Raw genomic sequence first — 26,692 nt, 5'->3', positions numbered from 1 at the left:
CGTCGACGTCCCGCCGCTGGCCGCCGAGGCCTCGGTCGCCCGGCGCGACGGCACCGCCGTCCAGCGGGTCCGCGGCCGGGCCTGGGTCGCTGAGCACGTCGTCGTCGACGGGGTCGCGCGCGACTTCCGGGTCACCGGCGGCGGCTTCTGGCAGGTCCACCCGGGCGCCGCCCAGACCCTGCTCGACGCCGTCCTCGACGCCGCCGCGCCGCAGCCGGGGGAGCGGGCCGTCGACCTCTACTGCGGCGTGGGGCTGTTCAGCGCCGGTCTCGCGGAACGGGTCGGCGTGACCGGCACGGTCATCGGCGTCGAGAGCGACGACCGGGCCGTCCGGGACGCCCGCCGCAGCCTGCACGACCTGCCGAACGTCCGGCTCGTCGTCGGCCGGGTCGAGAAGGTCGTCACCGGCGCCGCGACGCAGGCGGACGTCCTCGACCGGGCCGACGTCGTCGTCCTCGACCCGCCCCGGACCGGCGCCGGCCGGGCCGTCGTCACCGCGGTCCTCGCCGCCCGGCCCCGGGTCGTCGTCTACGTCGCGTGCGACCCGGCGGCCCTGGCCCGGGACCTCGCCACGGCGGCCGAGCAGGGCTACCGGCTCGACGCGCTGCGCGCGTTCCAGCTCTTCCCGATGACGCACCACGTGGAGTGCGTCGCCACCCTCGTCCCGGCCTGACCACCCGGACGGCGGGCTGGTCTCTTGACGTCAAAGCATGTATCTTGATGTCAAGAGATTCCTCCACCTCTCGTCGCGTGACGGTGCCGGTCGGCGCACGGGCCGGCCACCGGGCGGCCCTGCGGTTCGTACCGGGCCCGGGCTGCGGCAGGATTGGCGGACGGTGGGGAACGAACGCCACTTGAGCGAAGGAGCGAGGCGTTGAGCAAGGACACCTTCGGAGCCCGTGGAACCCTCGAGGTCGACGGGGCCGGGTACGAGATCTTCCGCCTCGCGGCGGTGGACGGCGCGCAGCGCCTCCCGTTCAGCCTCAAGGTGCTGCTGGAGAACCTCCTGCGCACCGAGGACGGCGCGAACATCACCGCCGACCACATCCGCGCCCTGGCCGGCTGGGACCCTGCGGCCGAGCCCGACACCGAGATCCAGTTCACGCCGGGCCGCGTCATCATGCAGGACTTCACCGGCGTCCCCTGCGTCGTCGACCTGGCGACCATGCGCGAGGCCGTCGTCGACCTCGGCGGCGACCCGGCGAAGATCAACCCGCTGGCCCCGGCCGAGCTCGTCATCGACCACTCGGTGATCATCGACGTCTTCGGCCGGCAGGACGCCGTCGAGCGCAACATGGAGCTCGAGTACGAGCGCAACCGCGAGCGCTACCAGTTCCTGCGCTGGGGCCAGACGGCGTTCGACGAGTTCAAGGTCGTCCCGCCGGGCACCGGCATCGTGCACCAGGTGAACATCGAGTACCTGGCGCGGGTGGTCATGACGCGCGAGGTCGGGGGAGCGCTGCGGGCCTACCCGGACACCTGCGTCGGCACGGACTCGCACACGACGATGGTCAACGGCCTCGGCGTGCTCGGCTGGGGCGTCGGAGGCATCGAGGCCGAGGCGGCCATGCTCGGCCAGCCCGTCTCGATGCTCATCCCGCGCGTCGTCGGCTTCCGGCTCACCGGCGAGATCCCGGCCGGCGCGACCGCCACGGACGTCGTCCTGACGATCACGCAGATGCTCCGCAAGCACGGCGTCGTCGGCAAGTTCGTCGAGTTCTACGGCGAGGGCGTCGCCGCAGTCCCGCTCGCGAACCGGGCGACGATCGGCAACATGAGCCCGGAGTTCGGCTCGACGTGCGCGATCTTCCCGGTGGACGACGTCACGATCGACTACCTGCGGCTCACCGGCCGCTCGGCAGAGCAGCTCGCGCTCGTCGAGGCCTACGCCAAGGAGCAGGGGCTCTGGCACGACGCGGCGAAGGAGGTCGTCTACTCCGAGTACCTCGAGCTCGACCTCTCGACGGTCGTCCCGAGCATCGCCGGCCCGAAGCGCCCGCAGGACCGCATCGAGCTCTCCGGCGCCAAGGAGGCGTTCCGCACGGTGCTCGCCGACTACGCGGGCCCCGCGACGGACGGCCCCCGCGCGTCGAAGAAGGTGCCGGTCACCATGGCCGACGGCACGCAGACCGAGATCGACCACGGCGCGGTCGTCATCGCCTCGATCACGTCGTGCACGAACACGTCGAACCCGTCGGTCATGCTCGCCGCCGCGCTCCTCGCGAAGAACGCCGTCGAGAAGGGCCTCACGGTCAAGCCGTGGGTCAAGACCTCGCTCGCCCCGGGGAGCAAGGTCGTCAAGGACTACTACGAGAAGGCCGGGCTCGTCCCGTACCTCGAGAAGCTCGGCTTCCACATCGTCGGCTACGGCTGCACGACGTGCATCGGCAACTCCGGCCCGCTCCCCGAGGAGGTCTCGGCCGCCGTCCAGGCGAACGACCTCTCGGTCGTCTCGGTGCTCTCGGGCAACCGGAACTTCGAGGGCCGGATCAACCCCGACGTGAAGATGAACTACCTCGCGTCGCCGCCGCTCGTCATCGCGTACGCGCTCGCCGGCACGATGGACTTCGACGTCGAGAACGACCCGCTCGGCCTCACGCCGGAGGGCGAGCCGGTGTTCCTGCGCGACGTCTGGCCCTCGCCGCAGGACGTCGAGGCGACGATCGCGCACGCGATCACGCAGGAGATGTTCACGAAGGACTACGCCGACGTCTTCGCCGGTGACGAGATGTGGCAGTCGCTGCCGACGCCGACCGGTGACACGTTCGCCTGGGACGCCGGCTCGACGTACGTCCGCAAGCCCCCGTACTTCGACGGGATGGGGATGGGCACGACCCCGGTCTCGGACATCTCGGGCGCCCGGGTGCTCGCCCTGCTCGGCGACTCGGTGACGACGGACCACATCAGCCCGGCCGGCTCGATCAAGGCCGACAGCCCGGCGGGGAAGTACCTGTCCGAGCACGGTGTGGAGCGCAAGGACTTCAACTCCTACGGCTCGCGCCGCGGCAACCACGAGGTGATGATCCGCGGCACGTTCGCGAACATCCGGCTGCGGAACAAGCTGCTCACCGACGTCGAGGGCGGCTTCACCCGCAACTTCCTCGCCGGCGGCGAGCAGACGTCGATCTACGACGCGGCCCAGGCGTACGCCGCCGCGGGCGTCCCGCTCGTCATCCTCGCCGGCAAGGAGTACGGCTCGGGCTCGAGCCGGGACTGGGCCGCCAAGGGGACTGCGCTCCTCGGTGTCAAGGCGGTCGTCGCCGAGTCGTACGAGCGGATCCACCGGTCGAACCTCATCGGCATGGGCGTCCTCCCGCTGCAGTTCCCGGCGGGGGAGTCCGCGGCGAGCCTGGGCCTCACCGGGAGCGAGACCTTCGCCGTGAGCGGGGTCGAGGAGCTCAATGCGGGGACGACGCCGCGCACCGTCCGGGTCACCGCGACGGCGGCCGACGGCACCGTCACGGCCTTCGACGCCGTGCTGCGGATCGACACTCCCGGCGAGGCGGAGTACTACCGCAACGGCGGGATCCTGCAGTATGTCCTGCGGCAGCTGGTTCGCGGCTGACCCGGACGACGTCCCGCACGTGAGGGGGCCCGGCCGGTCGGCCGGGCCCCCTCCTGCGTCCGCGGCCCGTCCCGGGTCCGCAGGGTGGCCCGGAGGCGAACACGGTCTGTGCGCGAGGTCACGGGCACGAGTCGCAATCGTTACGAAGCAGTGACCGGTCTTCCCGCGCAAAGCCCTTCCCTGCACCGCCCCGGCAGAATAAGTTGCGGGCGGCAACATATCCGGGACCGCCGAGGCTCCCGCGGGCGCACGTCGCCCCGCGTGGTCGCAGGCCTCCCGGGGAGATGTTTCCGCGACCCGCTGGGAGGGGCCGCGGAAGTGCAGGGACCCGTGACCGCGGGCCCTCGATCTGGGGCATCGATGCCCCAGGAAGGACCGGAGCATGCGCAAGGGTTTGGTTGGTCTGATCGCCGTAGGTGCCGCGGGCGCGATGGCGCTCTCCGCCTGTGGTGGTAGCTCCAGCGGTGGCACCGACACCGGCTCGGCCGGCGCGTCGAGCACGGCCGCGGGGCCGGGCAAGATCGGCGTCATTCTCCCCGACACCGCGTCGTCGGTTCGCTGGGAGACCGCTGACCGCAAGTTCCTGGGCGACGCGTTCACCGCGGCCGGGGTCGACTTCGACATCCAGAACGCGAACGGCGACAAGACCAAGTTCGCCACGATCGCCGACGGCATGATCTCCAGCGGCGTCAAGGTCCTGCTCATCGTCAACCTGGACTCCGACACCGGTGCGGCCGTCATCAAGAAGGCCACCGCGGCCGGCATCCCGGTCATCGACTACGACCGCCTCACGCTCGGCGGCGGCGCGGCGTACTACGTCTCGTTCGACAACGTGGCCGTCGGCACCGCGATCGGCACGGGCCTCGTCAAGGGCATGAAGGCCAACGGCAAGGACTCGGGTCCGGTCGTGCTGCTCAACGGCTCGCCGACCGACAACAACGCCACGCTGTTCAAGCAGGGCTACGAGAAGGTCATCAAGGACGGCGGCTACACCGTGGCCGCCGACCAGGCCGTCCCGGACTGGGACAACACGAAGGCCGGCACGATCTTCGAGCAGATCTTCACGCAGACGAAGGGTGACTTCGTCGGTGTCGCGGCCGCGAACGACGGCCTCGGCGGTGCGGCGATCGCCGTCCTCGCGAAGAACAAGCTCGCCGGCAAGATCCCGGTGTCGGGCCAGGACGCGACGGACGACGGCCTGCAGCGCCTGCTGCTCGGCACGCAGTACGTCACGGTCTACAAGGCCGTCAAGAAGGAGGCCGACGCGGCCGCCGGGCTCGCGATCGCGCTGGCCAAGGGTGACAAGGCCGCGGCCGACGCCGCGGCGACCGGCAAGACCGCGGACAGCACCACCGGCAAGGACGTCCCGTCGGTGCTGCTCGAGCCGCAGGCCATCTACAAGGACACCGTGAAGGACGTCATCGCCGACGGCTTCACCACCAAGGAGAAGGTCTGCACCACGCCGGAGCTGCAGAAGGCGTGCGCGGACAACGGCATCTCCTGATCGGGCGACGGTCGGTCTGACCGACCGCAGCCGGTGACCAGAATCTGATGGTCACCGGGGAGTGCCACACCGGGGGGCCCGGGTCCACACTGGGCCCGGGCCCCCTGGTCCCGTCCCGGTCCCGCCGCGAGATGCGAGGAAGCATGAGCACGTCCACGAGCAGCACGACCCCGCTGCTGAGCCTGCGGGGGATCAACAAGAGCTTCGGCGCGGTCCACGTCCTCAAGGGCGTCGACCTCGACGTGTGGCCGGGCAAGGTCACGGCCCTCGTCGGCGACAACGGCGCCGGCAAGTCGACCCTCATCAAGGGGATCGCCGGCATCTACAGCTTCGACTCCGGCTCGTACACCTTCGAGGGCCAGCAGGTCGAGGTCACCAACCCCAAGCAGGCCAACGCGCTGGGGATCGAGGTCGTCTACCAGGACCTCGCGCTCTGCGACAACCTCGACGTCGTCCAGAACCTCTACCTCGGCCGCGAGGCGACGAGCGGGGTCATCCTCGACGAGACGTTGATGGAGCGGAAGGCGACGGAGACCCTCAAGGGCCTGTCCGTCCGCACCCTGAAGTCGGTCCGGATGAAGGTCTCGAGCCTGTCCGGTGGTCAGCGCCAGACCGTCGCCATCGCGCGCGCGGTGCTCTGGAACAGCAAGCTCGTCATCCTCGACGAGCCGACCGCCGCCCTCGGCGTCGCGCAGACCGAGCAGGTCCTCCAGCTCGTCCGCCGCCTCGCCGACGCAGGCCTGGCCGTCATCCTCATCTCGCACAACATGAACGACGTCATCCGGGTCGCGGACAACGTCGCTGCGCTCTACCTCGGCCAGATGGCCGCCCAGGTCCCGTCCGAGTCCCTGAGCCACGGGCAGATCGTCGAGCTCATCACCGCCGGCCGCAGCGGCGACCTCGGTCTCAAGGCACCCGACAAGGAGGTCGTGGCGTGACCACAACCACGGCAACCCCCGCCAGCGAGACCCTCGAGGCCGGCGGCCTGGGCGGGGCGGTGCGCGACTACGTCGACCGGCTCCGCGGCGGCGACACCGGTTCGCTCCCGGCGGTCCTCGGCTTCCTCGTCCTGGTCATCCTGTTCTCGGCGACCTCGGACGTCTTCAGCTCCAAGCTCAACTGGGCGAACCTGCTCAACCAGAGCGCGGCGTACATCTTCATCGCCATGGGCCTCGTCTTCGTCCTCCTGCTCGGCGAGATCGACCTCGGCGCCGGCTACACGGCGGGCACCTCGGCCGCGATCATGGGCGTCGTCATGACCCAGAAGGGGTACGCCTGGCCGATCGCCGTCGTGGCGTGCCTGGTCACCGGCGCCGTCATCGGGTTCACGATCGGCCTGCTCGTCGCGCGGCTCGGCATCCCGTCGTTCGTCGTGACGCTCGCCTACTTCCTCGGTCTCCAGGGCGTCCTGCTCCTGGTCATCGGGGAGGGCGGGACGATCCCGATCCGCGACGAGACGATCCTCGCGGTGAACAACAACAACCTCACGCCGCTGCTCGGCTGGGCGCTGTTCGTCGTCGTCGTCGGCGGGTACGCCGCCATCACCTTCGGCAACCTGGCCCGCCGGCGGTCGGCCGGGCTCCCGACGACGGCTCCGGCCGTCGTCCTCGCCAAGATCGGCACCCTCGGGGTGCTGCTCGGCGGCGCGACCCTCCTGCTGAACCAGGAGCGTTCGGTGAACCCGGCGCTCAACTCGCTCAAGGGCGTCCCGATCATCGTGCCGATCACGATCGTGTTCGTCGTCGGGCTGACCTTCCTGCTCACCCGGACGTCGTTCGGCCGGCACGTCTACGCGGTCGGCGGCAACGCCGAGGCGGCGCGCCGGGCGGGCATCAACGTCGCCAACATCAAGATCACGTGCTTCGTCATCGGGTCGACGCTCGCGGCGATCGGCGGCATCCTCATCGCCTCGCGCGACAACTCCGTCTCCCCGACGTCGGGCGGCTCGCAGACGCTGCTCCTGTCGGTCGCTGCGGCGGTCATCGGCGGCACGTCGCTCTTCGGCGGCAAGGGCCGCGTCATCGACGCGGTCGTCGGCGGTCTCGTCATCGGTGTCATCTACAACGGGCTGCCGCTCATCACGTCGAAGGCCGGCATCCAGTTCGTCGTCACCGCGGGCGTCCTGCTCCTGGCCGCGAGCGTCGACGCGATCGCGCGCCGGCGGGCGGCGGCGAGCGGCAGGTAGCGGGTCCGGACACCGCAGCACTGCACGAGTCCGTCCGGCGGGCGCACCCGCGCCCGCCGGACGGACCGGCCGACGGTGCCCGTGCGTGCCCGTCCACGACGGGCGCTGCGCCGCCACGGCACCGACCTGACAGGAGGGTGCATCACCCATGCCCCCGAAGTCGCGCACGTCCGCTGCCGCCAAGGGCGGGACCCAGGAGGACGTCCGGCGGCACAACCTCGGCACCGTCCTGCAGCACCTGCACCTCGCGGGTCCGCTGACCCGGGCCGAGCTGACGGCCCGGATGGGCCTGAACCGCAGCACCATCGCCGCGCTCGTCTCCGAGCTCGTCGTGCTCGGCGCTGTCCGGGAGGAGCGCCCCGCAGGCTCCCAGACCGGTGCGGGTCGCCCGTCCCTCGTCGTCCGGCCGGCCGACGACCACCTCCAGGTGCTCGCCGCCGACGTCGGTGTCGACCGGGTCGTCGTCGCGCTCGTCGGGCTCGGCGGGCGCGTCGTCGCCCGCCGCCGCCGGCGGCTCACGAGCGGCAGCCCGGCGTCCGTCGCCTCGCTCATCCGCCGTCTCGTCGACGCCGTCCTCACCGACCCGGCGGCGGGGGAGCACATCCTCGGCCTCGGGGTCTCGGTCCCCGGCGTCATCCGGCACTCCGACGGCTGCGTCCGGTTCGCGCCGAACCTCGGCTGGGTCGACGCCCCCTTCGGGGACCTGCTCGCCCAGCAGCTCGGCGGCATGCCGGTGAGCGTCGGCAACGACGCCGACCTCGGCATCCTCGCCGAGCACCGCCGCGGCGCCGCCCGCGGCTACGACGACGTCGTCTTCATCGCCGGCGAGGTCGGTGTCGGTGGCGGTCTCATCGTCGGGGGTGCACCGCTCGTCGGCGCCGGCGGCTACGCCGGTGAGCTCGGGCACGTCCTCGTGCACCCGCAGGGCCGGCCGTGCCGGTGCGGGGCGCGGGGCTGCTGGGAGACCGAGATCGGCGGCCCGGCCATCGCCCGTGCGCTCGGGCTCGGCAGCGTGACGACCGAGGACCTCGTCGAGGCGATGCGCCGCGCCGCCGCCGAGGGCAGCACGGCGCTCGACGGCGTCGCCCACCACGTCGGCCTCGGGCTGGCCACCATCGTCAACATCATCAACCCGCGCCTGGTCATCATCGGCGGGCTGCTCCGCGAGCTGTTCCCGTCGAACGCGGCGGCCGTCCGCGCGTCGCTCGACGCGGCGGCCCTCACCGCGACCGCCGAGCAGGTGTCCCTCGTGACCCCCGAGCTCGGCGGGGACGCCGTCCTCGTCGGAGCGTCCGAGCTCGCCTGGCAGGACGTGCTCGACGACCCCGCCGGCACGCTGCGCCGCAACCGCCGGCTCGCGCCGACCAGGACGATGTCCGCCACGATGTCCGCGACGGTGACGGCGTCGTGACGGTCCCGCCGGGCTGGCCGGCGGACGTCCGGCCGCCCGGCTCGCCGGACTGGGAACGGTCCGCGGTGGCCTGGCTGCTCGACCTCTGCCCGCCGGACTACCGCGGGTACCCGGTGCTCGTCCGGCGCCCGGTCGCGCTCGCCTGGGTCGCCGTCCGGCACGTCGAGGCGGCGCACGAGGGCGCCCGGCGGGCGCTGGCCGGGGTCCGGACGGCGCTCTCGGACGCCGTCGAGCCGCAGGCGCTCGCAGCGCTCGTCGAGGCGCTCGAGACCGAGGTGGCCCGGCTCCTCGGCACCTCCCGCGCGGTGGGCCTCGTCGAGGAGGCGCTGCGCGGACGGCGGCACGTCCCGCGGCTGTGAACCCGCGGCGGTGATCCCGCGGCGATGATCCCGCGGTCGCGGTCGCGTGCCGCGATGTGGAGACCGGGTGGAAGTCCGCACGGATGTGACGCAAAAGCCCGGCTCCACCAGGCCGGGACGGCGGGCCGGACCTAGACTCGAACCCGCCCGACGGTCCGCCCCCTGCCGGCCGAGGGCCGAGGAGGAGCTGTCCGATGGTGTCGCTCGACGCCCTGCACGACCCCGCCGACCTGCGCCGGCTGACGGTCCCCGAGCTCGAGGACCTCGCCTCGCAGATCCGGGAGTTCCTCGTCGCCGAGGTCTCCAAGACCGGCGGCCACCTCGGCCCGAACCTCGGCGTCGTCGAGCTGACGATCGCCCTGCACCGGGTGTTCTCCAGCCCCTGGGACTCGATCGTCCTCGACACCGGGCACCAGTCGTACGTGCACAAGATCCTCACCGGCCGACAGGACTTCTCCGGGCTGCGCCGCCGCGGCGGGATCTCCGGGTACCCGAGCCGGGCCGAGTCCCCGCACGACATCGTCGAGAACTCGCACGCCTCGACGGCGCTGTCCTGGGCCGACGGGATCGCCAAGGCGCACGAGCTGCGCGGCGAGACCGACCGGCACGTCGTCGCCGTCATCGGGGACGGCGCCCTCACCGGCGGCATGGCCTGGGAGGCGCTCAACAACATCGCCGCCGGCACCGACCGCAACCTCGTCGTCGTCGTCAACGACAACGAGCGCTCCTACGCCCCGACGATCGGCGGCCTCGCGCACCACCTGGCGACGCTGCGGACGACCGGCGGCTACGAGCGCTTCCTCGACTGGGGCAAGAGCACGCTGCAGCGCAGCGGCCTGCCCGGCCGGCTGGCCTACGAGGCGCTGCACGGGGTCAAGAAGGGCGTCAAGGACGTCGTCGCGCCGCAGGGCATGTTCGAGGACCTCGGCATCAAGTACGTCGGGCCGGTCGACGGCCACGACGTCGCCGAGCTCGAGCACGCCCTGAACCGGGCCAAGGCGTTCGGCGGGCCGGTCATCGTGCACGTCATCACCCGCAAGGGCAACGGCTACGCGCCCGCGGAGAACGACGAGGCCGACCGGTTCCACGCGACCGGCATCATCGACCCGCTCACCGGGCGCCCCCGCTCGGTCGCCCGCGACTCGTGGACCGGGGTGTTCGCCGACGCCATGGTCGAGGTCGGCGGCCGGCGCCGGGACGTCGTGGGGATCACCGCGGCCATGCTCATCCCGGTCGGGCTGCACCGGTTCGCCGAACGCTTCCCGGAGCGGGTCTTCGACGTCGGCATCGCCGAGCAGCACGCCGTGACGAGCGCGGCGGGCATGGCCTACGCCGGGCTGCACCCCGTCGTCGCCGTCTACGCGACGTTCGTCAACCGGGCCTTCGACCAGGTGCTCATGGACGTCGCGCTGCACAAGGCCGGGGTGACGTTCGTGCTCGACCGGGCGGGGATCACCGGCGACGACGGTGCGAGCCACAACGGCATGTGGGACCTGTCGCTGCTGCGGATCGTCCCCGGCATCCGGATCGCCGCCCCGCGCGACGCGGCGACGCTGCGCGCCGAGCTCGACGAGGCGCTCGCCGTGGACGACGGCCCGACCGTGGTCCGGTTCCCCAAGGGCGCGCTGCCGCCCGAGCTGCCCGCGGTGCGCCGCGCCGGCGCGGCCGACGTCCTGCGGGAGCCGGTGCGCGGCAACGGGTCGCAGGCCGCGGACGGTGCGGAGCCGGTGACCGACGTGCTCGTCGTCTCCGTCGGTGCGCTCGCCGGCCTGTGCCTGGAGGTTGCGGACCGGCTCGAGGCGCAGGGCGTCGAGGTCACCGTCGTCGACCCGCGCTGGGTCGCGCCCGTCGACGACGCCCTCGTCGACCTCGCGCGCGGGCACCGGCTCGTCGTCGTCGTCGAGGACGGGCTCAAGACCGGCGGCGTCGGCAGCGCGGTCCGTGACCGGCTCGCCGACGAGGGGCTCCTCACGCCGACGCTCACCTTCGCCGTCCCGGCGCGGTTCCTCGACCACGGCACCCGTGCCCAGGTGCTCGAGGAGGTCGGCCTCACCCCGCAGGAGATCTCCCGCCGGGTCGTCGAGACCGTCGCCCGGCTCCAGGCCGCGGTCGGGGCCGGGGTCGACGTCGACGTCGAGCCCTGATCCGGCCGGCCGGCCCGCCCCGGATGGCATGATCCCGGTCGACAGCCGACCGAGGACGTGACATGAGCGAGCAGCAGGGGGACGGCGTCCCCGAACCGCCCCGGCCCGACGCCGGACCGCCCGTGTACGGGACGCCGTCCCCCTGCTGCTCGCTCATGTCANGGGGGAGTGCCCCCGGGGTACGGCCCGCCGGGCTACGGGCCGCCCGGGTACGGCTACGGCCCGCCCGGGTACGGCCCGCAGTACGGGTACCAGCAGTACGGGTACGGCCCGCAGTACGGCGCGTGGCAGCGCTCGCCCGAGGCGACCTCCCTGCGGACGCAGGCGATCGTCGGGCTCGTCGTCAGCGCCGTCCTGGTGCTCATGTGCTGCTCGCCGTTGCTCATCGCGTCGGCGATCACGTCGGGGATCGCCCTGGGCCGGGTCGACCAGGACCTCGACTCCGCGCGGCGGCTCGTCCGCTGGACCTGGGGCCTGGTCGTGGCGTCGGTCGTGCTCACGGTCGTCCTGTTCGCCGTCCTCATCGGCGCCGGGGCGTTCAGCGACCCCGGCCCCGCCGGCGCCTGACCGCCGCCGCCGGCGCGCGGCCGGAGGGGTCAGCCGTCGGCGCGGTGCCGTCCGGGCCGCCGTTCCCGGCCCGCGCCGGGGCGCAGCGCCGGCGGCAGGTCGAGGGCCTCACCGGCCGGGTCGCCGCCTGCCCTGGCGAGCGCGACCTCGTCCCGGGTGACGAGCAACGGCCTCGGGAGGCCGCGCACCGGCTCCTCGGTGGCCGACCACACCGCACCCGCGAACGCAGGGTCGACCCGGCGCAGGTCGTACCAGCCGCGGCTGCGGGTCGGGACGGCGACCGCGCGCATCCCGGAGCCGTCGGACGCCGCGAGCGCGGCCCGCAGCGGTCGGGTCGCGAGCAGGGTGAGGACGTCGCAGCCGCCGACGGGGCGCAGCGTCCCGGCGGGGCGTGCCCCGGGCGCCTCGTCCGGGCCGGCCCCGGGCGCGTCGTCGGGCCCGGAGCCCCGGCCGACGCGGACGGCGGCGAGCGCCCCCATCCGACGGGCGTGGTCGCGGGCCATCGGCCACCATGCGGCGGGCAGGTCCGTCCCGGTGCCGCGGCCGGCCGCCGCGCCGGGCGGCAGCGGCAGGACGCCGTCGGCGGTCCAGGGCAGGTCGACGAGGCCGAGGCCGACGTCGAGGACCCCGCCGAGCACGCCCTCGACGGCCCAGCCGCGGCCGGGGTGCAGCGGGTGCCCGACGGGCAGCGCGAGAGCCCGGACGTGCCGGCCGGCCCAGTCGGTGCCGGGGAGCCCGTCGGCGAGCAGCGCCTCGGTCCGCAGCAGGGTGGCGATCCGGAGCCGGGCGACGGCGGACTCGGGCGCCAGCCCGGCGGCAGCCTGACCGACCCGGTCCCAGCCGACGAGGACGCGGGCGGCCCCGGTGGGGGAGGGGACGAGCACCCCGTCGACGGTCGGCTCGAGGTCGACGTCGTCGAGGACCGCGACCGCGAGGACACCGCGGCGCAGCACGGCGTCCTCCGGTGTCCCCACGCTCCTCACGGTAACGACGTGCGACGCCCGGACCGCCGCGCCGACAGATCTGTCCCCCGTGCGGCGCAACCGGGAGGGCACGTCCGGTGATCCGTGTTCCCGGCGGCACCCGGGCGCCCTAATCTTCGCTGGTGACGTCGTCCCGCCGGACACGGCTCACGGGGTCGACGCTGCTCGCCGCCGCCGTGGGCCTGGTCGTCGTGCTCGACACCGGCGTGGTGCCGATGCCGTACTCGACGCCGCGCGCGGCCACCGGTGCCACCCGCGGGGGCAGCACACCGTCCGACCCGGGCGCGGGTCCGGGGGCGACCGGTGCCCCGGCCGCCCTCCAGGCCCGCGACGACGGCATCTCCGCGACCGTGACGGCCCTGTCGCAGGCGCTGGCGACCGGCGCACCGGTGGACGCCCTCGTCGCCCCCGGGGAGGCCGCCGTGGCCCGCGGGGTGCGCCGTCTGGTGCACAACGTGCGCGTGGTGCCGGGGGCGAGCGCCGAGCTGGAGTGGGACCGCCGCGAGCCGACGCCCTCGGCGCAGGGCGACCTGGGCATCCGGCTCGGGCTGACCTCCCGGATGGTGACCGGCGAGATCCCGGCCTACGACTACGTCTACGCGCGTGTCCGCCAGGTGAGCGGCCGCTGGCTGCTCAGCGGCTGGGACCCCGTCGAGGACCCGAACGAGGCGATCCCGCAGACCCCGTTCCTCCTGCCGGTCGACATCGCCGTGGTCCGCAAGCCGCACGTGCTGCTCCTGGGGACCGCGGGCGTCGAGCGACTCGACGCCCGCCTCGCGGGCCGCGCCGAGAGCGCCGCCGTCCAGGCGCGCGGGGTCTTCCCGCAGCCGGGTTGGGACGGCACCGTCGTCGTCTACGCGTTCACGGAGAAGAAGTTCCTCGAGCGGGTGTTCGGCCCGCACGAGGCCGGGACCGGCGACCCGCACCCCTACTCGTGGTGGACCTACGAGACGTCCGGCGGCGGGCTGCGCATCGCGCTCGGTGCCGGGTACCTCGCCGTGGACGACGCCGAGTCGCGGATGGGCGTCCGCCGCGCCGTCGGCTACGGCGCGGCGCTGACGACGAACGGCCGGGGTGTACCGGACTGGATGATCGAGGGGGTCTCGCTCTACGTCTCGACCCGCGCGGGCGCGCAGGTCGACCCGGACGCCGCGCTGGAGCGGCGTGGCCTCTACGACGAGACGTGGCGGGCCGTCCGCCGGGGGACGTGGACCCCGCGGCTGCCCGACGCCGCGGACGAGATCACCACGACGGCGCAGCGCGAGAGCGCCGACGACTCGGCCTGGCTCGCGTACCAGTTCATCGCCGACCGCTACGGCGAGGCGAGGATGCAGGCGGCCTGGGACGCCGTCTCGGGGCGCACCGATTACGGCGAGGCGCGGGAACGGGCCGCCTTCAACGCGCTCGGCACGACCCGCGCGGCCTTCGTCCGGGACCTCCAGGCGTGGACCCGGCGGCTCGTGGCGCGGTCCGGGTGACCGGCGTGCCGCCGCCGGGGAGCGGACCGGACCGTCCCGGCGTCACTCCGGGGAACGAGGGGGTGGGGATGTCCGAGGTCGACGAGGCAGCACCGGTCGCGGAGGCGCCGGGCCGGCGTGCCGCCCGGCTGCGTGGCAGGGCCGTCGGGGCCGGGCTGCTCGCGGCGGCGCTGGGCGCCGTCGTCGCCCTCGACACCGGCGTCGTCCCGCTCCCGCTGTCGACACCGAAGCCGGTGGTGCAGCAGGCGGCCCGGCCCGGGGTGCCGGCCGCCACGGCCGCTGCGGACGCGGCGCGCGAGAAGGCGGTCCGGGTGACCGTGACGGCCCTCGACGCGGCGCTCGCCGCGGACGACGTCGCCGCGTTCGGCCGGCTCGTCGACCCGCAGGACGCCGCGGCCGCGAAACGGCTGCGCCGGCTCGCCCGCAACCTCACGGCGCTGCCCGCGGTGACCGCCGGGCTGGACTGGGACGGGTCGTGGGGCGTCGACGTGTCGGGCGGACAGGCCCCGGACGCCGCGACCCGGATCGTCGCGCACGCGCACCTGCGGACGACGTTCACCGGCTACGACACGGGCGCGACCCCGGTCGCGGTCGACGTGGGGCTGCACAAGGTCGCCGACCGGTGGCTCGTGACGTCGTGGGAGCGCCGGTTCCTCAGCGCGGAGCCCGACCCGTGGGACGTCGACGTCGACCTCGCGGCCGTCGCGAAGCCGCACGTGCTCGTCGTCGGCATGGCGAAGAACGCCCGCGCGAACGCACGGCTCGCGAGCCGCGCCGAGGCGGCGATCGTCGACACCCGCAAGGTCTGGACCGACCCGGCGTGGAACGGCAAGGCCGTGGTCGTCGCGCTGACGGACGAGGCGTACCTCGACACCTGGTTCGGCGCCGGACTCGCCGGCCCGGGGCAGAAGCACGCCGACTACTTCAGCACCTTCGTCACCGAGGACGCCCTCGCGGCGTCGCCCCGCACCGGGATGCGCGTCGTCGTCGCGACGGACTTCCTGCTGCGCGACACCCGGGCCACCCGGGCCGACCTGCGCTACGCGTTCACCGTGATGTCGTTCCGCACCGGTGACACGGACGCGATCCCGGCCTGGCTCTACAACGGGGCCGCCGACTACACCTCCTGGCGGCCGGCGACCGGCAAGGACGCGGTCGAGGCGGCGCGGCGGCGCGGCCTCTACGACCCGACGTGGGCCGGCCTGCGGGCCGGCACGTGGAAGCCCCGGTTCACGAAGGACCGGGACGCCTTCGGTGAGGGCTCGGACGCCCGGGTGGCGGCGGACTGGGACTCCGCATTCCTCACGGCGACGTACGTCGCAGACACCTTCGGGGAGGCCCGGCTGCGCGAGCTCGTCGCCGCCACGGCCGCCGAGCCCCGGACGGACACCGCAGTGAAGAAGGTGCTGAAGATGACCATGCCGCAGCTGTCGGCGAACGTCGCCCGGTACGCCCGGCGGCTGGCGGCCCGCACGTGACCGACGAGCCGCGGGCCACCCCGCCACCGCTGCCGCCGCCGCTCCCCGCGCCGGCTCCGCAGCCGGTCCCGTCGTCCGTGCGGCCGGCGGTCCCGGCCGCTGTGCCGTCGTCCGCACCGCCGCGCGCCCCGCGCAGGACGCCGGGACGGCTGCTGCGCACCGGGCTGCTCGCCGCCGCCGTCGCCGCGGTCGTCGCCCTCGACACCGGTGCCGTCCCGCTGCCGTTCTCGACGCCCGTCGCGCTGCCGGACCGGGTGAGCCAGGGCTCCCAGGGCGGGACCGACCCGGACGACGCGGACGCCGACCTCAGCGCCGGCGAGCGGGCCCGCAACGACGGCATCGAGGCCGCGACGGCTGCGATGACCGCGGCCTACACCGCGAAGGACGAGGCGGCCTTCCTCGCGCTCGTCGACCCGGTCGACACCAAGCTCGTCACCCGGATGCGGACGATGTTCCGCAACCTGCGGGCGATCGGCTACGACCAGGTGGCCTTCGGGTGGCCGGACCGGCAGACGTACCCGTTGCCGGCGGGGAAGTCCTACGACGCCCCGGGAGCGTCGGCGGAGGCCGTCGCGGCCGCGGTCGAGGTCCGCACCCGGATCAGCTCCTTCGACCGCAAGACGGCCTCGACGGTGCTCGGGCTGAGCTTCGCCGACCGGGGCGGCCGCTGGCTCGTCGTCGGCGACAAGGACGCGGCGGAGGAGCTGGACCTCTACACGGCGTCCGAGCCGTGGATGCTCGGCACGGTCTACGTCGCCAAGAAGGCGCACACGATCGTCGTCGGCGAGGCGAAGCGGAAGCGGGACGTCGACCGGCTCGCCGCCCAGGTCGAGCAGGCGATCGGTGCGGTCCGGGCGGTGTGGAAGGTCAAGTCCTGGAACGGGAAGGCCGTCGTCTACGCGACGACGGACCGCCGCTTCGTCGACTCCCAGTTCGGCGGGCGGGACGCCAAGAGCAACAAGGTGACCAAGGAGGCTGTCTTCGACGCCAAGGTCGAGATGCTCTACGCCACCCCGGTCCTCGACCTCGCGGACATCCCCGAGGAGGCGACCCCGCGGATGGTCGTCACCCCGTTCCTGCTGGGCCGCAACACCGCGCAGTCGCGCGCCGTCCTGCGGCACGAGCTGACCCACGTCGCCTTCGCCTACGAGGGCGGCGAGTCGGTGCCGACGTGGCTCGTCGAGGGGATCGCCGAGTACACGGCGTTCCGGACCGGCGGGTCCGCCGTCGACGGGGTCGGGGCGCTCGCCGCCCGCGGTCTGCCGCGGACGACGTGGACCGAGATCAAGCGCGGCACCTGGAAGCCGTCGCTCGTCGCCGATCCGGGTGACTTCTACTCGGGGACGTCCAAGCACGTGTCGGACACGTACACGACGGGCTGGCTCACGTGCCTGCACATCGCCGACAGCTACGGCGAGCAGTCGCTGGCCCGGCTCTACGCGGCGGCCGGTGCGCGGTCCCCCGACGAGGACCCCGAGGCGGTCGAGGCCGCGATCCTCAAGAAGGTGCTCAAGACGAAGCGCTCCACCCTGGTCTCGGAGACCAAGAGCTACGCGCGGCGGATCCGCAGCCGGTTCGTCTGACTGCTTCGTCCGACCCGCGACGCACGCGCGAGGCGGCGGTCACCCGGGGCTCGGGTGACCGCCGCCTCGTCGTCGCAGGACGCGCCTTCGGCCTTCGTCAGGCGGGCACGCTCGCCACGCCCCGCGGCAGGAAGCGCCGGCCGGTGACGGCCTCGCTGACCCCGGTGCGGTCGAGGTACGGCGTGATGCCGCCGAGGTGGAACGGCCAGCCGGCGCCGAGCAGCATGCACAGGTCGATGTCCTGCGGCTCGGCGACGACGCCCTCGTCGAGCATGATCCGGACCTCCTCGGCGATCGCCGCGAGGGCCTTGCCGCGGACCTCGTCCGCGGTGAGCGCCGTGTCGCCGACCTCGAAGAGCGCCTTCGTCGCGTCGTCCATGTACGGCTTGCCCTCGGCGTCCCAGGACCAGATCCCGGTCTTGCCGGCCGCGACGAGCCGCCCGAGGTTCGCCGACACGGAGAACCGGTCGGGGAACGCCGCGTGCATCGTCTCGGCGACGTGCAGCGCGACGGCCGGGCCGACGAGCTGGAGCAGGACGAAGGGCGGCATCGGCATCCCGAGGGCGTCGAGCGAACGCTCGGCCACCTCGGGCGGGGTGCCCTCGTCGACGGCCTTGGTCACCTCGCCGAGCATCCGGGTGAGGAGCCGGTTGACGACGAACGCCGGGGCGTCCTTGACGAGCACGCAGGACTTCTTGAGCTGCCTGCCGACGGCGAACGCGGTGGCGAGCGTCGCGTCGTCCGTGCGCTCGCCGCGGACGACCTCGAGCAGCGGCAGGACGGCGACCGGGTTGAAGAAGTGGAAGCCGACGACGCGCTCGGGGTGCTGCAGGTCGGCCGCCATCGCGGTGACCGACAGCGAGGACGTGTTCGTCATGAGCACGCACTCGCTGCCCACGACCGCCTCGACCTCGGCGAGGACCTGCTTCTTCACGTCGAGGTCCTCGAAGACGGCCTCGATGACGACGTCGGCGGCGGCGAACGCGGCCTTGTCCGTCGAGCCGCTGACGAGCGCCTTGAGCCGGTTCGCCGCGTCGGGGGAGATCCGGCGCTTGGCGAGCAGGCCGTCGATCTCGCCGTGGACGTAGCCGACGCCCTTGTCGACGCGCGCCTGGTCGAGGTCGGTGAGGACGACGGGCACCTGGAGCCGGCGGACGAACAGCAGCGCGAGCTGGCTCGCCATGAGCCCGGCCCCGACGACGCCCACGGTGGTCACCGGCCGGGCGAGGCCGCGGTCGGGCGCGCCCGCGGGGCGCTTGGCCCGCCGCTGCACGAGGTCGAAGGAGTAGATCCCGGAGCGGAACTCCTCGCTCGTCGCGAGGTCCGCGATCGCCTGCGACTCGGCCTCGAACGCCTCGTCCCGGGTCGCGGTCCGGGCCAGCCGCATGAGCTCGACGGCCCGGTACGGCGCGGGGGCGGCACCCTTGAGCTTGAAGTCGGCCATCGCCGTCGCGGCGCCGAGCGAGCCCTCCCAGAGGGCCTCGTCGGTGCTCACCTCGGGCCGGGTGACCTTGGTGCGCCCGGTGAGCACGTCCGCCGCCCAGAGCAGCGACTGCTCGAGGAAGTCGGCGGCCTCGAACATCGCGTCCGCGAGCCCGAGGCGGAAGGCCTTGGTGCCGTCGAGCATCTTGTTGTTGTTCAGGGCGTTGCCGACGACGACCTCGGCAGCCTTGTCCGGGCCGACGAGCCGGGGGAGCAGGTACGTGCCGCCCCAGCCGGGGACGAGCCCGAGGAAGCACTCGGGGAGCGCGACCGCGGGCGCGGACGACGAGATCGTCCGGTAGTCGCAGTGCAGCGCCACCTCGAGCCCGCCGCCGAGGGCGAGCCCGTTGACGAAGGCGAACGTCGGGACCCCGAGCTCACCGAGGCCGCGGAAGACCTCGTGGCCGTAGCGGGCGACCATGAGCGCCTGCTCGCGGTCCTTGCCCGCGGCGGCGACCTTGAGGTCCGCCCCGGCGCCGAAGATGAACGGCTTGCCGGTGAGGCCGACGGCGGCGACCTCGCCGGCCGCCGCGCGCGCCGCGAGGCCGTCGAGGGCCTCCCGGAGGTTCTTCAGGCCGGCCGGGCCGAACGTGTTCGGCTTGGTGTGGTCGAACCCGTTGTCCATCGTCACGAGGGCGAGGGTGCCCGCGCCGCCGGGCAGGGCGACGTCCCGGACGAGCGCCTTCGTCACGACCTCGTCCGGCAGCGCTCCGGCGAAGGCGGCCTCGACGGCTTCGACGAGGGCGGCCCGGGCCGGCGGACGCGGGGCCGTGGCGTCGGACCTGCCGGGGGTCGCGGGGGTCTGGTCGATGGTCGTCATGCCGCCTGGACCTCCGTGCCGTAGTCCGCGTGGTGCGGGTTCTCCCAGATGACGGTGCCGCCCATGCCGATGCCGATGCACATCGTCGTCAGCCCGTAGCGCACCTCGGGGTGGTCCTCGAAGTGCCGCGCGAGCTGGGTCATGAGCCGGACCCCGCTGGAGGCCAGCGGGTGCCCGAGGGCGATCGCGCCGCCGTCCGGGTTGACCCGCGGGTCGTCGTCCGCGATGCCGAAGTGGTCGAGGAACGCGAGGACCTGGACGGCGAACGCCTCGTTGACCTCGAAGAGGCCGATGTCGTCGATCGTCAGGCCCGCGCGGCGCAGCGCCTTCTCGGTCGCGGGGACCGGGCCGACACCCATGACCTCGGGCTCCACGCCGGCGAAGGCGTAGCCGACCATCCGCATCCGGACGGGCAGCCCGAGCTCGGCCGCGGTCTCGCCGGAGGCGAGGATGCAGGCCGTCGCACCGTCGTTGAGCCCGGCGGCGTTGCCCGCGGTGACCCGGCCGTGCGGCCGGAACGGGGTCTTCAGCGTCCCGAGGTCGGCGAGCGTGGTGCCCGGGCGCGGCGGCTCGTCGGCCGTCGCGAGGCCCCAGCCCTGCTCCGCGCTGCGGGTCGCCACCGGGACGAGGTCGCGCTGGATCCGGCCCGCGGCGTACGCCTCGGCGACCCGGCGCTGGCTCGTCACGGCGAACGCGTCGCAGCGCTCCTTGGAGATCTGCGGGAACCGGTCGTGGACGTTCTCCGCGGTCTGGCCCATGACGAGGGCCGAGGTGTCGACGAGCCGCTCGGCGACGATCCGCGGGTTCGGGTCGACGCCCTCGCCCATCGGGTGGTGGCCCATGTGCTCGACGCCGCCGGCGATGACGACGTCGTAGGCGCCGGACGCGATGCCGGACGCTGTGGTCGTCACCGCGGTCATGGCGCCGGCGCACATCCGGTCGACCGCGAAGCCGGGCACGCTCTTGGGCAGGCCCGAGAGCAGCGCGGCCATCCGGCCGATCGTCAGGCCCTGGTCGCCGATCTGGGTCGTCGCGGCGACGGCCACCTCGTCGACGCGCTCCGGCGGGAGCTCGGGATGGCGTCGCAGGAGCTCGCGGATGCACTTGACGACGAGGTCGTCGGCGCGGGTCTGGGCGTAGATGCCCTTGGCACCCGCCTTGCCGAAGGGGGTGCGAACGCCGTCGACGAAGACGACGTCACGCAGACTGCCGGGCACGGGGGCCTCCCACTGGAGCGGCGACGATGGCGCGGCGGAGCGAGAGTGCTACTCGCCGGTAACCCCAGATGCTACTCGACGGTAACTTGCCGTGGAACCCCGGCCCGGGGTGTCGTCCGCAGCCGGGCACGACAGAACCCCGCGAGCCGCCGACACAGGGCCGGCGGGTCACGGGGTTCTGTCGGGCGGGTGCCTGGTCAGGCGGCGGGGGCCGACGTCCGGGTCGCCTGCGGCTGGACGGTCGCGGACGGCGCGCCGACGGTCGCGGGGACGGCCTTGGGGGCGGCGGGAGCGCCCTGGTTGCGCAGGAAGAACGTCATGACCGGGACGACGTAGGCCGTCCAGACCGCGGCCTCGAGCCACGTCGTCTGCGGGGAGAAGTTGAAGATGCCCTTGAGCAGCGCCCCGATGACGGACGACGACGAGATGATGTGAGACACGTCGAACGCGAGGCTGTTGAGCCCCGGCAGGATGCCGGCCTCCTGGAGGTCGTGGACGCCGTAGGCGAGCACGCCGGCGGCGACGACGACGAGGCCGGCCCCGGTCCACGTGAAGAACTTCGCGAGGTTGATCTGGACGGCCCGGCGGTAGAGCAGCCAGCCGAGCGCGACGGCCAGGCCCAGGCCGAGGACGACGCCGACGAGCGGGCGCGGGCCCTGGTTCGTGGCCTGGACGGCGGTCCAGACGAACAGTGCGGTCTCGAGGCCCTCGCGGGCGACGGCGATGAACGCCGTGGTGACGAGCGCGCCGGTCCCCATCGCGAGCGCCTTGTCGACCTTGTCGTGCAGCTCGCCCTTCATGGAGCGCGCGGCGCGGCGCATCCAGAAGATCATCCACGTGACGAAGGCGACGGCGACGATCGAGAGCGTGCCGCCGAACGCCTCCTGCGCGCGGAACGACATCCGGGCGCTGGTGAACGTGAGGGCCGCGCCGACGAGCAGGCTCATCGCGACCGCGACACCGACGCCGGCCCACACCGCGGAGAGCTTGTCCCGACGGCCGGTGCGCACGAGGTACGCCACGAGGATGCCGACGACGAGGGACGCCTCGAGGCCTTCACGCAGACCGATGAGGAAGTTCGCGAGCACGGGCCCTCCGTGGTGTCCGGCCCCCGGAGGGGCTGGCGTGGCGAGCAAGGTAAGGCTCACCTTAGTAGCGTCGTGCGGATTCGGCAAAGAGCGTGTTGCCGAATTCGTGCGGCCGAACTGAGGCAAGGCTGCCCTTGGTCCCGCCGTGCCGCCTGGGCCCAAGGTCCCTCGCGCCGCCGGGTTCGTCGTCCGGGGTTCCGAAGCGCGGAACGCGCCCGCGCCGGGGCCGCCTCAGGCGTCGGGGCCGGCTGCCGCGGTGGCGTCGTCGTCGGCGGGAGCGGCGAGGACCGGGTCGTCCGGGCCCGGGGCGGGCATGCTCGCGGTGAGGGCTGCTGCGGTGAGCGCGACCTGCCACTCCCGGACGCCGTGCTCGCGGAGGAACGCCTCGACCTGCCCCTGGTCGGGCAGCCCGTCCGGGCCGGGACCTGCGGGCGGGGACCACGTGAGCCGGCGCACGGTGTCGGGCGCGACGAGGTTCTCCACGGGCAGCGAGTGCTCCGCGGCGATGGCGGTGACGGCGGCCCGGCAGCGGGCGAGCCGGGCGGCGGCGACCGGGTCGCGCTCGCCCCAGACGCGGGGCGGCGGCGGGCCCTCGCTCGGCAGCGTGTGCGGCGGGAGGTCGGCGTCCGAGAGCTTGCGGGCCCGGGTCAGCGCGTCGAACCAGACGCCGATGTGCCGGCGGGCGCCGCGGCCGTTGAAGCCCGGCAGCTCGAGCAGGTCGCGCGGGGTCGCCGGGGTGCCCGTCACGGCGGCGATGATCGCGGCGTCGGGGAGGATCCGGCCGGGGGAGACGTCCTGCTCCTGGGCGAGCCGGTCACGGGCCTGCCACAGCTCGCGGACGGCGGCGAGCTGGCGCCGGTTGCGGACCCGATGCAGCTGGGACGTCCGGCGCCACGGGTCGACCCGGGGCGGCGCGGGCGGTGCGGCGGCGACCGCGGCGAACTCCTCGCGCGCCCAGTCGAGCTTGCCCTGCTGCTCGAGCTCTGCGGCGAGCGCGTCGCGGACGTCGACGAGCACCTCGACGTCGAGCGCGGCGTAGCGCAGCCAGGGCTCGGGGAGCGGGCGGGTCGACCAGTCGACCGCGGAGTGCTCCTTGGCCAGGCTCAGGCCGAGGAGCTGCTCGACGACGGCGGCGAGCCCGACCCGCTGGAAGCCGGCGAGGCGGGAGCCGAGCTCGGTGTCGAAGACGAGGGCGGGCCGCAGCCCGACCTCGGCGAGGCAGGGCAGGTCCTGGCTCGCGGCGTGCAGGACCCACTCGGCGTCGGCGATGGCGTCGCCGAGGCTGCTGAGGTCCGGCAGGGCGGCCGGGTCGACGAGCGCCGTCCCCGCGCCCTCGCGCCGGATCTGGACGAGGAACGCGCGCTGCCCGTAGCGGTGCCCGGACGCCCGCTCGGCGTCCACGGCGACCGGGCCGGTCCCCGCGGCGAAGGCCGCGACGACCTCGGCGAGGGCGTCGGGCGTCGCGACGACCGGCGGCACGCCGTCGCGCGGAGTGTCGAGGGCGACGAGCGCGGGCCGGGCGTCGGGGGCGTCGTCGCCGACCGTCACGCGGGCGTCGTCGGCGGGGGGCACGGGGTCCACCGTAGGACAGTCCGTGGCCACGTGTTCACCCGGCTGGTGCCGGGCGGCATCAGGCGATGGCGCCGGACCGCAGGGCGGTGGCGACCATCTCCGCCCGGTCGCCCGTGCCGAGCTTGCGGGCGATGCGCGCGAGGTGGCTCTTCACGGTCAGGGCCGACAGGCCGAGCTCCTCGCCGATGTCCTTGTTCGACTTGCCGTCCGCGACGAGCTGGAGCACCTGGATCTCGCGGGCCGAGAGGCTGTCGACACCGTCGCCGCGCTCGCCCGGCGGGCGGACGGCGACCGCGGACACCGCGGAGACGAGGTAGCTGCGGACGCCCGCGCTGATCGCGGCGCGGACGCTGTAGGGGTCGTCGTTCGTCGTGAGCACCATGCCGCGCTGCCAGCCGGCGGCCCGCAGCTCACGGATGAGCGCGATGCCGCTGCCGTCGGGGAGACCGGCCTCGGCGACGACGAGGTCGGCGATGCCGACGCCCGCCTTGATCCGGGCCTCGCCGACCGTGCCGACCTCGAGGACGTGCCGTGCGCCGAGGGCGCGGAGCGTGTGCGCCACCGCCTCACGCAGGTTCGGGTTGGCCACGACGACCATGGCCGCGAAGCGACCCGGGCGCGGAACGGGGATCCCGGTTCGCTCGACCATCGTGGTCACGCTGACCTCCTGCCGGTGGCCCGTCAGGGGCCAAGGTGGTGAACTTGTCACCTGTTCGATCGGCAGCGGCACCGTGCGACTTGAGGTAACCCGGCCCGGCGAGGGCGCGGCGGCCCGGCGCGGGGGTGCGTCAGCGGCGGCGCGGGAGCGGTGCGACACCGCTCGGGAGCGGCGGGATCCCCGCCACGGTGCAGAGCAGCCCGGCCCAGGCCTGCAGGTGCAGCCCGACGTCGCCGGCCGGTGTCCACGACGCACGGACCTCGATCTCCACGGTGGCCGGCCGGTCGCCGAGGGCGCCGAAGCTCTCCGAGACGACCCGGGTCACCGTGCCACCCGCCGCGCCGTACTCGGCGCCGACGGACTCGAGCGACTCCTGGAGCCACGTCCAGCCGACCTGGCCGAGCATCGGGTCGCTCCCGAGCTCCGACTCCAGGGCGGCACGGACGAACGTCACCGCCCGGAACGTGCCCTCCCAGGCGTCCTGCCCGGCCGGGTCGTAGAGGAGCACGAAGCGTCCGGTCGCGAGCTCCTCGTCGTCGAGGACGACGTCCGCGCTCACGGCGACGGCGTGCGGGGCGATGCGCTGCGGGGCCGGGACCTCCTCGAGGACGACCTCGGGACGCAGCCGGACCGCACGCAGCCGTTCGATCGCCCCCTGGAACTCCTCGGGGGCCTCGTCGGGCATCCGTCGAACGGCCACATCGGAAATGTACGCATCCACGCCCCTGTGCGGACGTCGCGACGCGCGGTAATCACGCGTCGCCCTGCGACGGGGCTGCGGCGGTGCGTCGATACGGTGCGCTGCATGGCCGCCGTCCTCGCCCTGCTCTCGAGCCTCCTGTGGGGCACCGCGGACTTCGGCGGGGGCCTCGTGACGCGCCGGCTGCCCGCCCTGGCCGTCGTCGCGTGGAGCCAGGCGGCCGCGCTCGTCCTCGTCGGCGCCGTCGCGCTGCTCTCCGGCGCCTCCGACGCACCGTCGGGGTGGCTGCCCTGGGCGGTCATGGCCGGCGTCGCCGGGCCGCTCGGGCTCGTGCTCTTCTACACGGCGCTGTCGACCGGGACGATGGGCGTCGTCTCGCCGATCGCCGCGCTCGGCGGGGTCGTCCCGGTGGTCGCCGGGCTGCTCTCCGGGGAGCGGCCGTCGGTGCTGCAGTGGCTCGGCATGGCCGTCGCGCTCGGCGGCGCCGTCCTCGCGAGCGGCCCGGAGCTCTCCGGCGGGACGAAGGCGCGGGCCGTCGTCCTCGCGGCGTTCGCCGGGCTCTGCTTCGGGGTGTGCGTCTACGGGATCGCGCGCGGCGCGGAGTCGAGCAGCGTCATGACCCTCGTCGGGATGCGCGTCGTCAGCGTCGGGCTCGCGGTCGTGCTCGGGCTCGCGCTGCGGACGACGGGCGGGGTGTCCCGCGCGGACCTGCCGGCGCTCGCCGCGGTCGGGCTCGCGGACGCCGGCGCGAACATCCTCTTCGGCCTCGCGGCCTCCCGCGACGAGATGGTGAGCATCGTCTCGGTGCTCGGCACGCTCTACCCGGTCGCGACGGTGCTGCTGGCCCGGTACGTGCTCGGCGAGCGGATGCTCGCCGTCCAGCGGGCCGGCGTCGGGGTCGCGATGGCCGGGGTGGTCCTGCTCGCGGTCGGCTGAGCGTGCGAGGATCGACGGTCGTGACGACCCTGTCCGCGCCCGTCCGTGACCCGCGCCTCGCGACGTCCCCGTTCCTCGCCGCCTGCCACGGCCGGCAGGCCGAGACGACCCCCGTCTGGTTCATGCGCCAGGCGGGCCGGTCGCTGCCGGAGTACCGGAAGGTCCGCGAGGGCATCCCGATGCTCGAGTCCTGCCGCCGGCCCGACCTCGTCGCCGAGATCACGCTGCAGCCGGTGCGCCGCTACGGCGTCGACGCCGCGATCTTCTACTCCGACATCGTCGTGCCGCTCAAGGCCGCCGGCGTCGACCTCGACATCGTGCCCGGCGTCGGTCCCGTCGTCGCCGAGCCGTTCCGGACCCGGGCCGACCTCGACCGGATCCCCGAGCTCACCCCGGACGCCGTCGGCTTCGTGACGCAGGCGGTCGGGCTGCTCGTCGCCGAGCTCGGCGGGACGCCGCTCATCGGCTTCGCCGGTGCGCCGTTCACGCTCGCGAGCTACCTCGTCGAGGGCGGCCCGAGCCGGGACCTGCACCGCACCAAGGCGCTCATGTACGGCGACCCCGCGCTCTTCGGGGCCCTCCTGGACCGGCTGGCCCAGGTGTCGGGGGAGTTCCTCCGGGTGCAGGTCGCGGCCGGTGCGAGCGCCGTCCAGCTCTTCGACTCGTGGGTCGGCGCGCTGCCGGACGCGGACTACCGCCGCGTCGTCCAGCCCGCGTCGGCGACGGTGCTCGCCGCGGTCGCCGACCTCGACCCGACGGTGCCGCGGATCCACTTCGGCACCGGCACCGGTGAGCTGCTCGCGGCGATCGGCGAGGCCGGTGCCGAGGTCGTCGGCGTCGACTTCCGGGTGCCGCTCGACGTCGCGGCCCGCCGGGTGCCCGGCAAGGCGCTGCAGGGCAACCTCGACCCCGCGGTGCTCTTCGCCCCGGCCGCGAGGGTCTCCCGGACCCGGGCCTCGAGG

The 26,692-nt window shown here is 74.1% G+C and carries 21 protein-coding genes; 14 read left to right on the top strand and 7 right to left on the bottom strand.

From position 1 onward, the window contains the following. From EDJALFJO_RS04620 to EDJALFJO_RS04580, 9 genes are all read left to right on the top strand, one after another. Window positions 1-673: class I SAM-dependent RNA methyltransferase (locus tag EDJALFJO_RS04620; RefSeq protein ID WP_143448295.1), on the top strand; the 673-nt coding region annotated here is incomplete at its 5' end. A gap of 201 nt (window positions 674-874) precedes the next feature. Further along, entirely contained in the window at window positions 875-3,565 is a 2,691-nt protein-coding gene (gene acnA / locus EDJALFJO_RS04615; protein WP_088282692.1) for an aconitate hydratase AcnA, read from the top strand. Between the two features lie 382 nt (window positions 3,566-3,947). Then, window positions 3,948-5,069 carry a sugar ABC transporter substrate-binding protein gene (locus EDJALFJO_RS04610; RefSeq protein WP_088282690.1) on the top strand — a complete coding sequence of 374 codons (1,122 nt, stop codon included), beginning with the start codon at window positions 3,948-3,950 and terminating at the stop codon, window positions 5,067-5,069. Between the two features lie 143 nt (window positions 5,070-5,212). After that, complete coding sequence (locus EDJALFJO_RS04605; protein ID WP_088282688.1) at window positions 5,213-6,007, top strand: ATP-binding cassette domain-containing protein; 795 nt, start codon at window positions 5,213-5,215, stop codon at window positions 6,005-6,007. Then, the gene (locus tag EDJALFJO_RS04600) at window positions 6,004-7,254 is read left to right on the top strand and encodes a sugar ABC transporter permease (RefSeq protein ID WP_088282686.1); all 1,251 of its coding nucleotides are present in this window, start codon (window positions 6,004-6,006) and stop codon (window positions 7,252-7,254) included. Before EDJALFJO_RS04605 ends, EDJALFJO_RS04600 begins: the two co-directional genes overlap by 4 nt. Before the next feature lie 148 nt (window positions 7,255-7,402). Then, a complete protein-coding gene (locus EDJALFJO_RS04595; RefSeq protein ID WP_088282684.1) occupies window positions 7,403-8,665 on the top strand; it encodes an ROK family transcriptional regulator in 1,263 nt (420 codons plus the stop codon). Beyond that, window positions 8,662-9,024 (top strand): hypothetical protein, encoded by a 363-nt coding sequence (locus EDJALFJO_RS04590; protein ID WP_088282682.1) that lies wholly within the window; start codon window positions 8,662-8,664, stop codon window positions 9,022-9,024. Before EDJALFJO_RS04595 ends, EDJALFJO_RS04590 begins: the two co-directional genes overlap by 4 nt. Window positions 9,025-9,218: 194 nt before the next feature. Then, window positions 9,219-11,168, top strand: a complete 1,950-nt coding sequence (gene dxs, locus EDJALFJO_RS04585; RefSeq protein ID WP_088282680.1) for a 1-deoxy-D-xylulose-5-phosphate synthase — start codon at window positions 9,219-9,221, stop codon at window positions 11,166-11,168. 162 nt (window positions 11,169-11,330) lie between these two features. Then, on the top strand, window positions 11,331-11,735 hold a 405-nt coding region (locus EDJALFJO_RS04580; RefSeq protein ID WP_233149680.1), incomplete at its 5' end, for a hypothetical protein. A 29-nt stretch (window positions 11,736-11,764) separates the two neighbouring features. On the opposite strand, the gene EDJALFJO_RS04575 is transcribed toward EDJALFJO_RS04580, so the two are convergent. Continuing rightward, the gene (locus EDJALFJO_RS04575) at window positions 11,765-12,709 is read right to left on the bottom strand and encodes a hypothetical protein (protein WP_088282675.1); all 945 of its coding nucleotides are present in this window, start codon (window positions 12,707-12,709) and stop codon (window positions 11,765-11,767) included. 131 nt (window positions 12,710-12,840) lie between these two features. Between EDJALFJO_RS04575 and EDJALFJO_RS04570 the strand changes: the two genes are divergently transcribed. The 3 genes from EDJALFJO_RS04570 (at window position 12,841) to EDJALFJO_RS04560 (ending at window position 17,257) form a co-directional block, all read left to right on the top strand. Next, window positions 12,841-14,196 (top strand): hypothetical protein, encoded by a 1,356-nt coding sequence (locus EDJALFJO_RS04570; protein WP_088282673.1) that lies wholly within the window; start codon window positions 12,841-12,843, stop codon window positions 14,194-14,196. Between the two features lie 68 nt (window positions 14,197-14,264). Then, window positions 14,265-15,674 carry a hypothetical protein gene (locus EDJALFJO_RS04565; RefSeq protein ID WP_158220285.1) on the top strand — a complete coding sequence of 470 codons (1,410 nt, stop codon included), beginning with the start codon at window positions 14,265-14,267 and terminating at the stop codon, window positions 15,672-15,674. Further along, the gene (locus EDJALFJO_RS04560) at window positions 15,671-17,257 is read left to right on the top strand and encodes a hypothetical protein (protein WP_088282669.1); all 1,587 of its coding nucleotides are present in this window, start codon (window positions 15,671-15,673) and stop codon (window positions 17,255-17,257) included. The genes EDJALFJO_RS04565 and EDJALFJO_RS04560 overlap by 4 nt, the downstream gene beginning before the upstream one ends. Window positions 17,258-17,354: 97 nt before the next feature. Here EDJALFJO_RS04560 and EDJALFJO_RS04555 read toward each other — a convergent pair whose 3' ends face one another. The 6 genes from EDJALFJO_RS04555 to EDJALFJO_RS04530 all read right to left on the bottom strand — a co-directional run bounded on the left by EDJALFJO_RS04555 (window position 17,355) and on the right by EDJALFJO_RS04530 (window position 24,794). Beyond that, window positions 17,355-19,559, bottom strand: coding sequence for a 3-hydroxyacyl-CoA dehydrogenase NAD-binding domain-containing protein (locus tag EDJALFJO_RS04555; RefSeq protein ID WP_088282667.1), 2,205 nt, complete (start codon window positions 19,557-19,559; stop codon window positions 17,355-17,357). Beyond that, entirely contained in the window at window positions 19,556-20,776 is a 1,221-nt protein-coding gene (locus EDJALFJO_RS04550) for a thiolase family protein (RefSeq protein WP_088282665.1), read from the bottom strand. The genes EDJALFJO_RS04555 and EDJALFJO_RS04550 overlap by 4 nt, the downstream gene beginning before the upstream one ends. A 197-nt stretch (window positions 20,777-20,973) precedes the next feature. Further along, the gene (gene efeU / locus EDJALFJO_RS04545; RefSeq protein WP_088282663.1) at window positions 20,974-21,864 is read right to left on the bottom strand and encodes an iron uptake transporter permease EfeU; all 891 of its coding nucleotides are present in this window, start codon (window positions 21,862-21,864) and stop codon (window positions 20,974-20,976) included. A 231-nt stretch (window positions 21,865-22,095) separates the two neighbouring features. After that, window positions 22,096-23,436 carry an HRDC domain-containing protein gene (locus tag EDJALFJO_RS04540; protein WP_233149679.1) on the bottom strand — a complete coding sequence of 447 codons (1,341 nt, stop codon included), beginning with the start codon at window positions 23,434-23,436 and terminating at the stop codon, window positions 22,096-22,098. A 58-nt stretch (window positions 23,437-23,494) separates the two neighbouring features. Then, on the bottom strand, window positions 23,495-24,085 hold the full coding sequence (locus EDJALFJO_RS04535; RefSeq protein ID WP_088282694.1) for a response regulator transcription factor: 591 nt from the start codon (window positions 24,083-24,085) through the stop codon (window positions 23,495-23,497). A gap of 139 nt (window positions 24,086-24,224) precedes the next feature. After that, window positions 24,225-24,794, bottom strand: a complete 570-nt coding sequence (locus EDJALFJO_RS04530; protein WP_233149677.1) for a DUF3000 domain-containing protein — start codon at window positions 24,792-24,794, stop codon at window positions 24,225-24,227. Between the two features lie 105 nt (window positions 24,795-24,899). Here EDJALFJO_RS04530 and EDJALFJO_RS04525 point away from each other — a divergent pair, with 105 nt between their 5' ends. Together EDJALFJO_RS04525 and hemE are read left to right on the top strand one after the other, a co-directional pair. Then, window positions 24,900-25,730 (top strand): DMT family transporter, encoded by an 831-nt coding sequence (locus EDJALFJO_RS04525; protein ID WP_088282657.1) that lies wholly within the window; start codon window positions 24,900-24,902, stop codon window positions 25,728-25,730. A 20-nt stretch (window positions 25,731-25,750) separates the two neighbouring features. Further along, a partial coding sequence (gene hemE / locus EDJALFJO_RS04520) for a uroporphyrinogen decarboxylase (protein WP_143448292.1) occupies window positions 25,751-26,692 on the top strand: 942 nt, incomplete at its 3' end.

This window comes from Kineosporia sp. A_224 (genome assembly GCF_002198655.1).
Taxonomy (GTDB): Bacteria; Actinomycetota; Actinomycetes; order Actinomycetales; family Kineosporiaceae; genus R-H-3.
Note: the sequence above shows the minus strand (reverse complement) of the source record. Positions and strands in the feature narration are given on the sequence as shown.

Excerpts from the sequence above, each read along its gene's own strand:
- EDJALFJO_RS04535 (WP_088282694.1), bottom strand. The coding sequence starts at position 24,085 with ATGGTCGAGCGAACCGGGATCCCCGTTCCGCGCCCGGGTCGCTTCGCG.
- dxs (WP_088282680.1), top strand. The coding sequence starts at position 9,219 with ATGGTGTCGCTCGACGCCCTGCACGACCCCGCCGACCTGCGCCGGCTG.
- EDJALFJO_RS04525 (WP_088282657.1), top strand. The coding sequence starts at position 24,900 with ATGGCCGCCGTCCTCGCCCTGCTCTCGAGCCTCCTGTGGGGCACCGCG.
- EDJALFJO_RS04595 (WP_088282684.1), top strand. The coding sequence starts at position 7,403 with ATGCCCCCGAAGTCGCGCACGTCCGCTGCCGCCAAGGGCGGGACCCAG.
- EDJALFJO_RS04565 (WP_158220285.1), top strand. The coding sequence starts at position 14,265 with ATGTCCGAGGTCGACGAGGCAGCACCGGTCGCGGAGGCGCCGGGCCGG.
- EDJALFJO_RS04605 (WP_088282688.1), top strand. The coding sequence starts at position 5,213 with ATGAGCACGTCCACGAGCAGCACGACCCCGCTGCTGAGCCTGCGGGGG.
- EDJALFJO_RS04610 (WP_088282690.1), top strand. The coding sequence starts at position 3,948 with ATGCGCAAGGGTTTGGTTGGTCTGATCGCCGTAGGTGCCGCGGGCGCG.
- EDJALFJO_RS04555 (WP_088282667.1), bottom strand. The coding sequence starts at position 19,559 with ATGACGACCATCGACCAGACCCCCGCGACCCCCGGCAGGTCCGACGCC.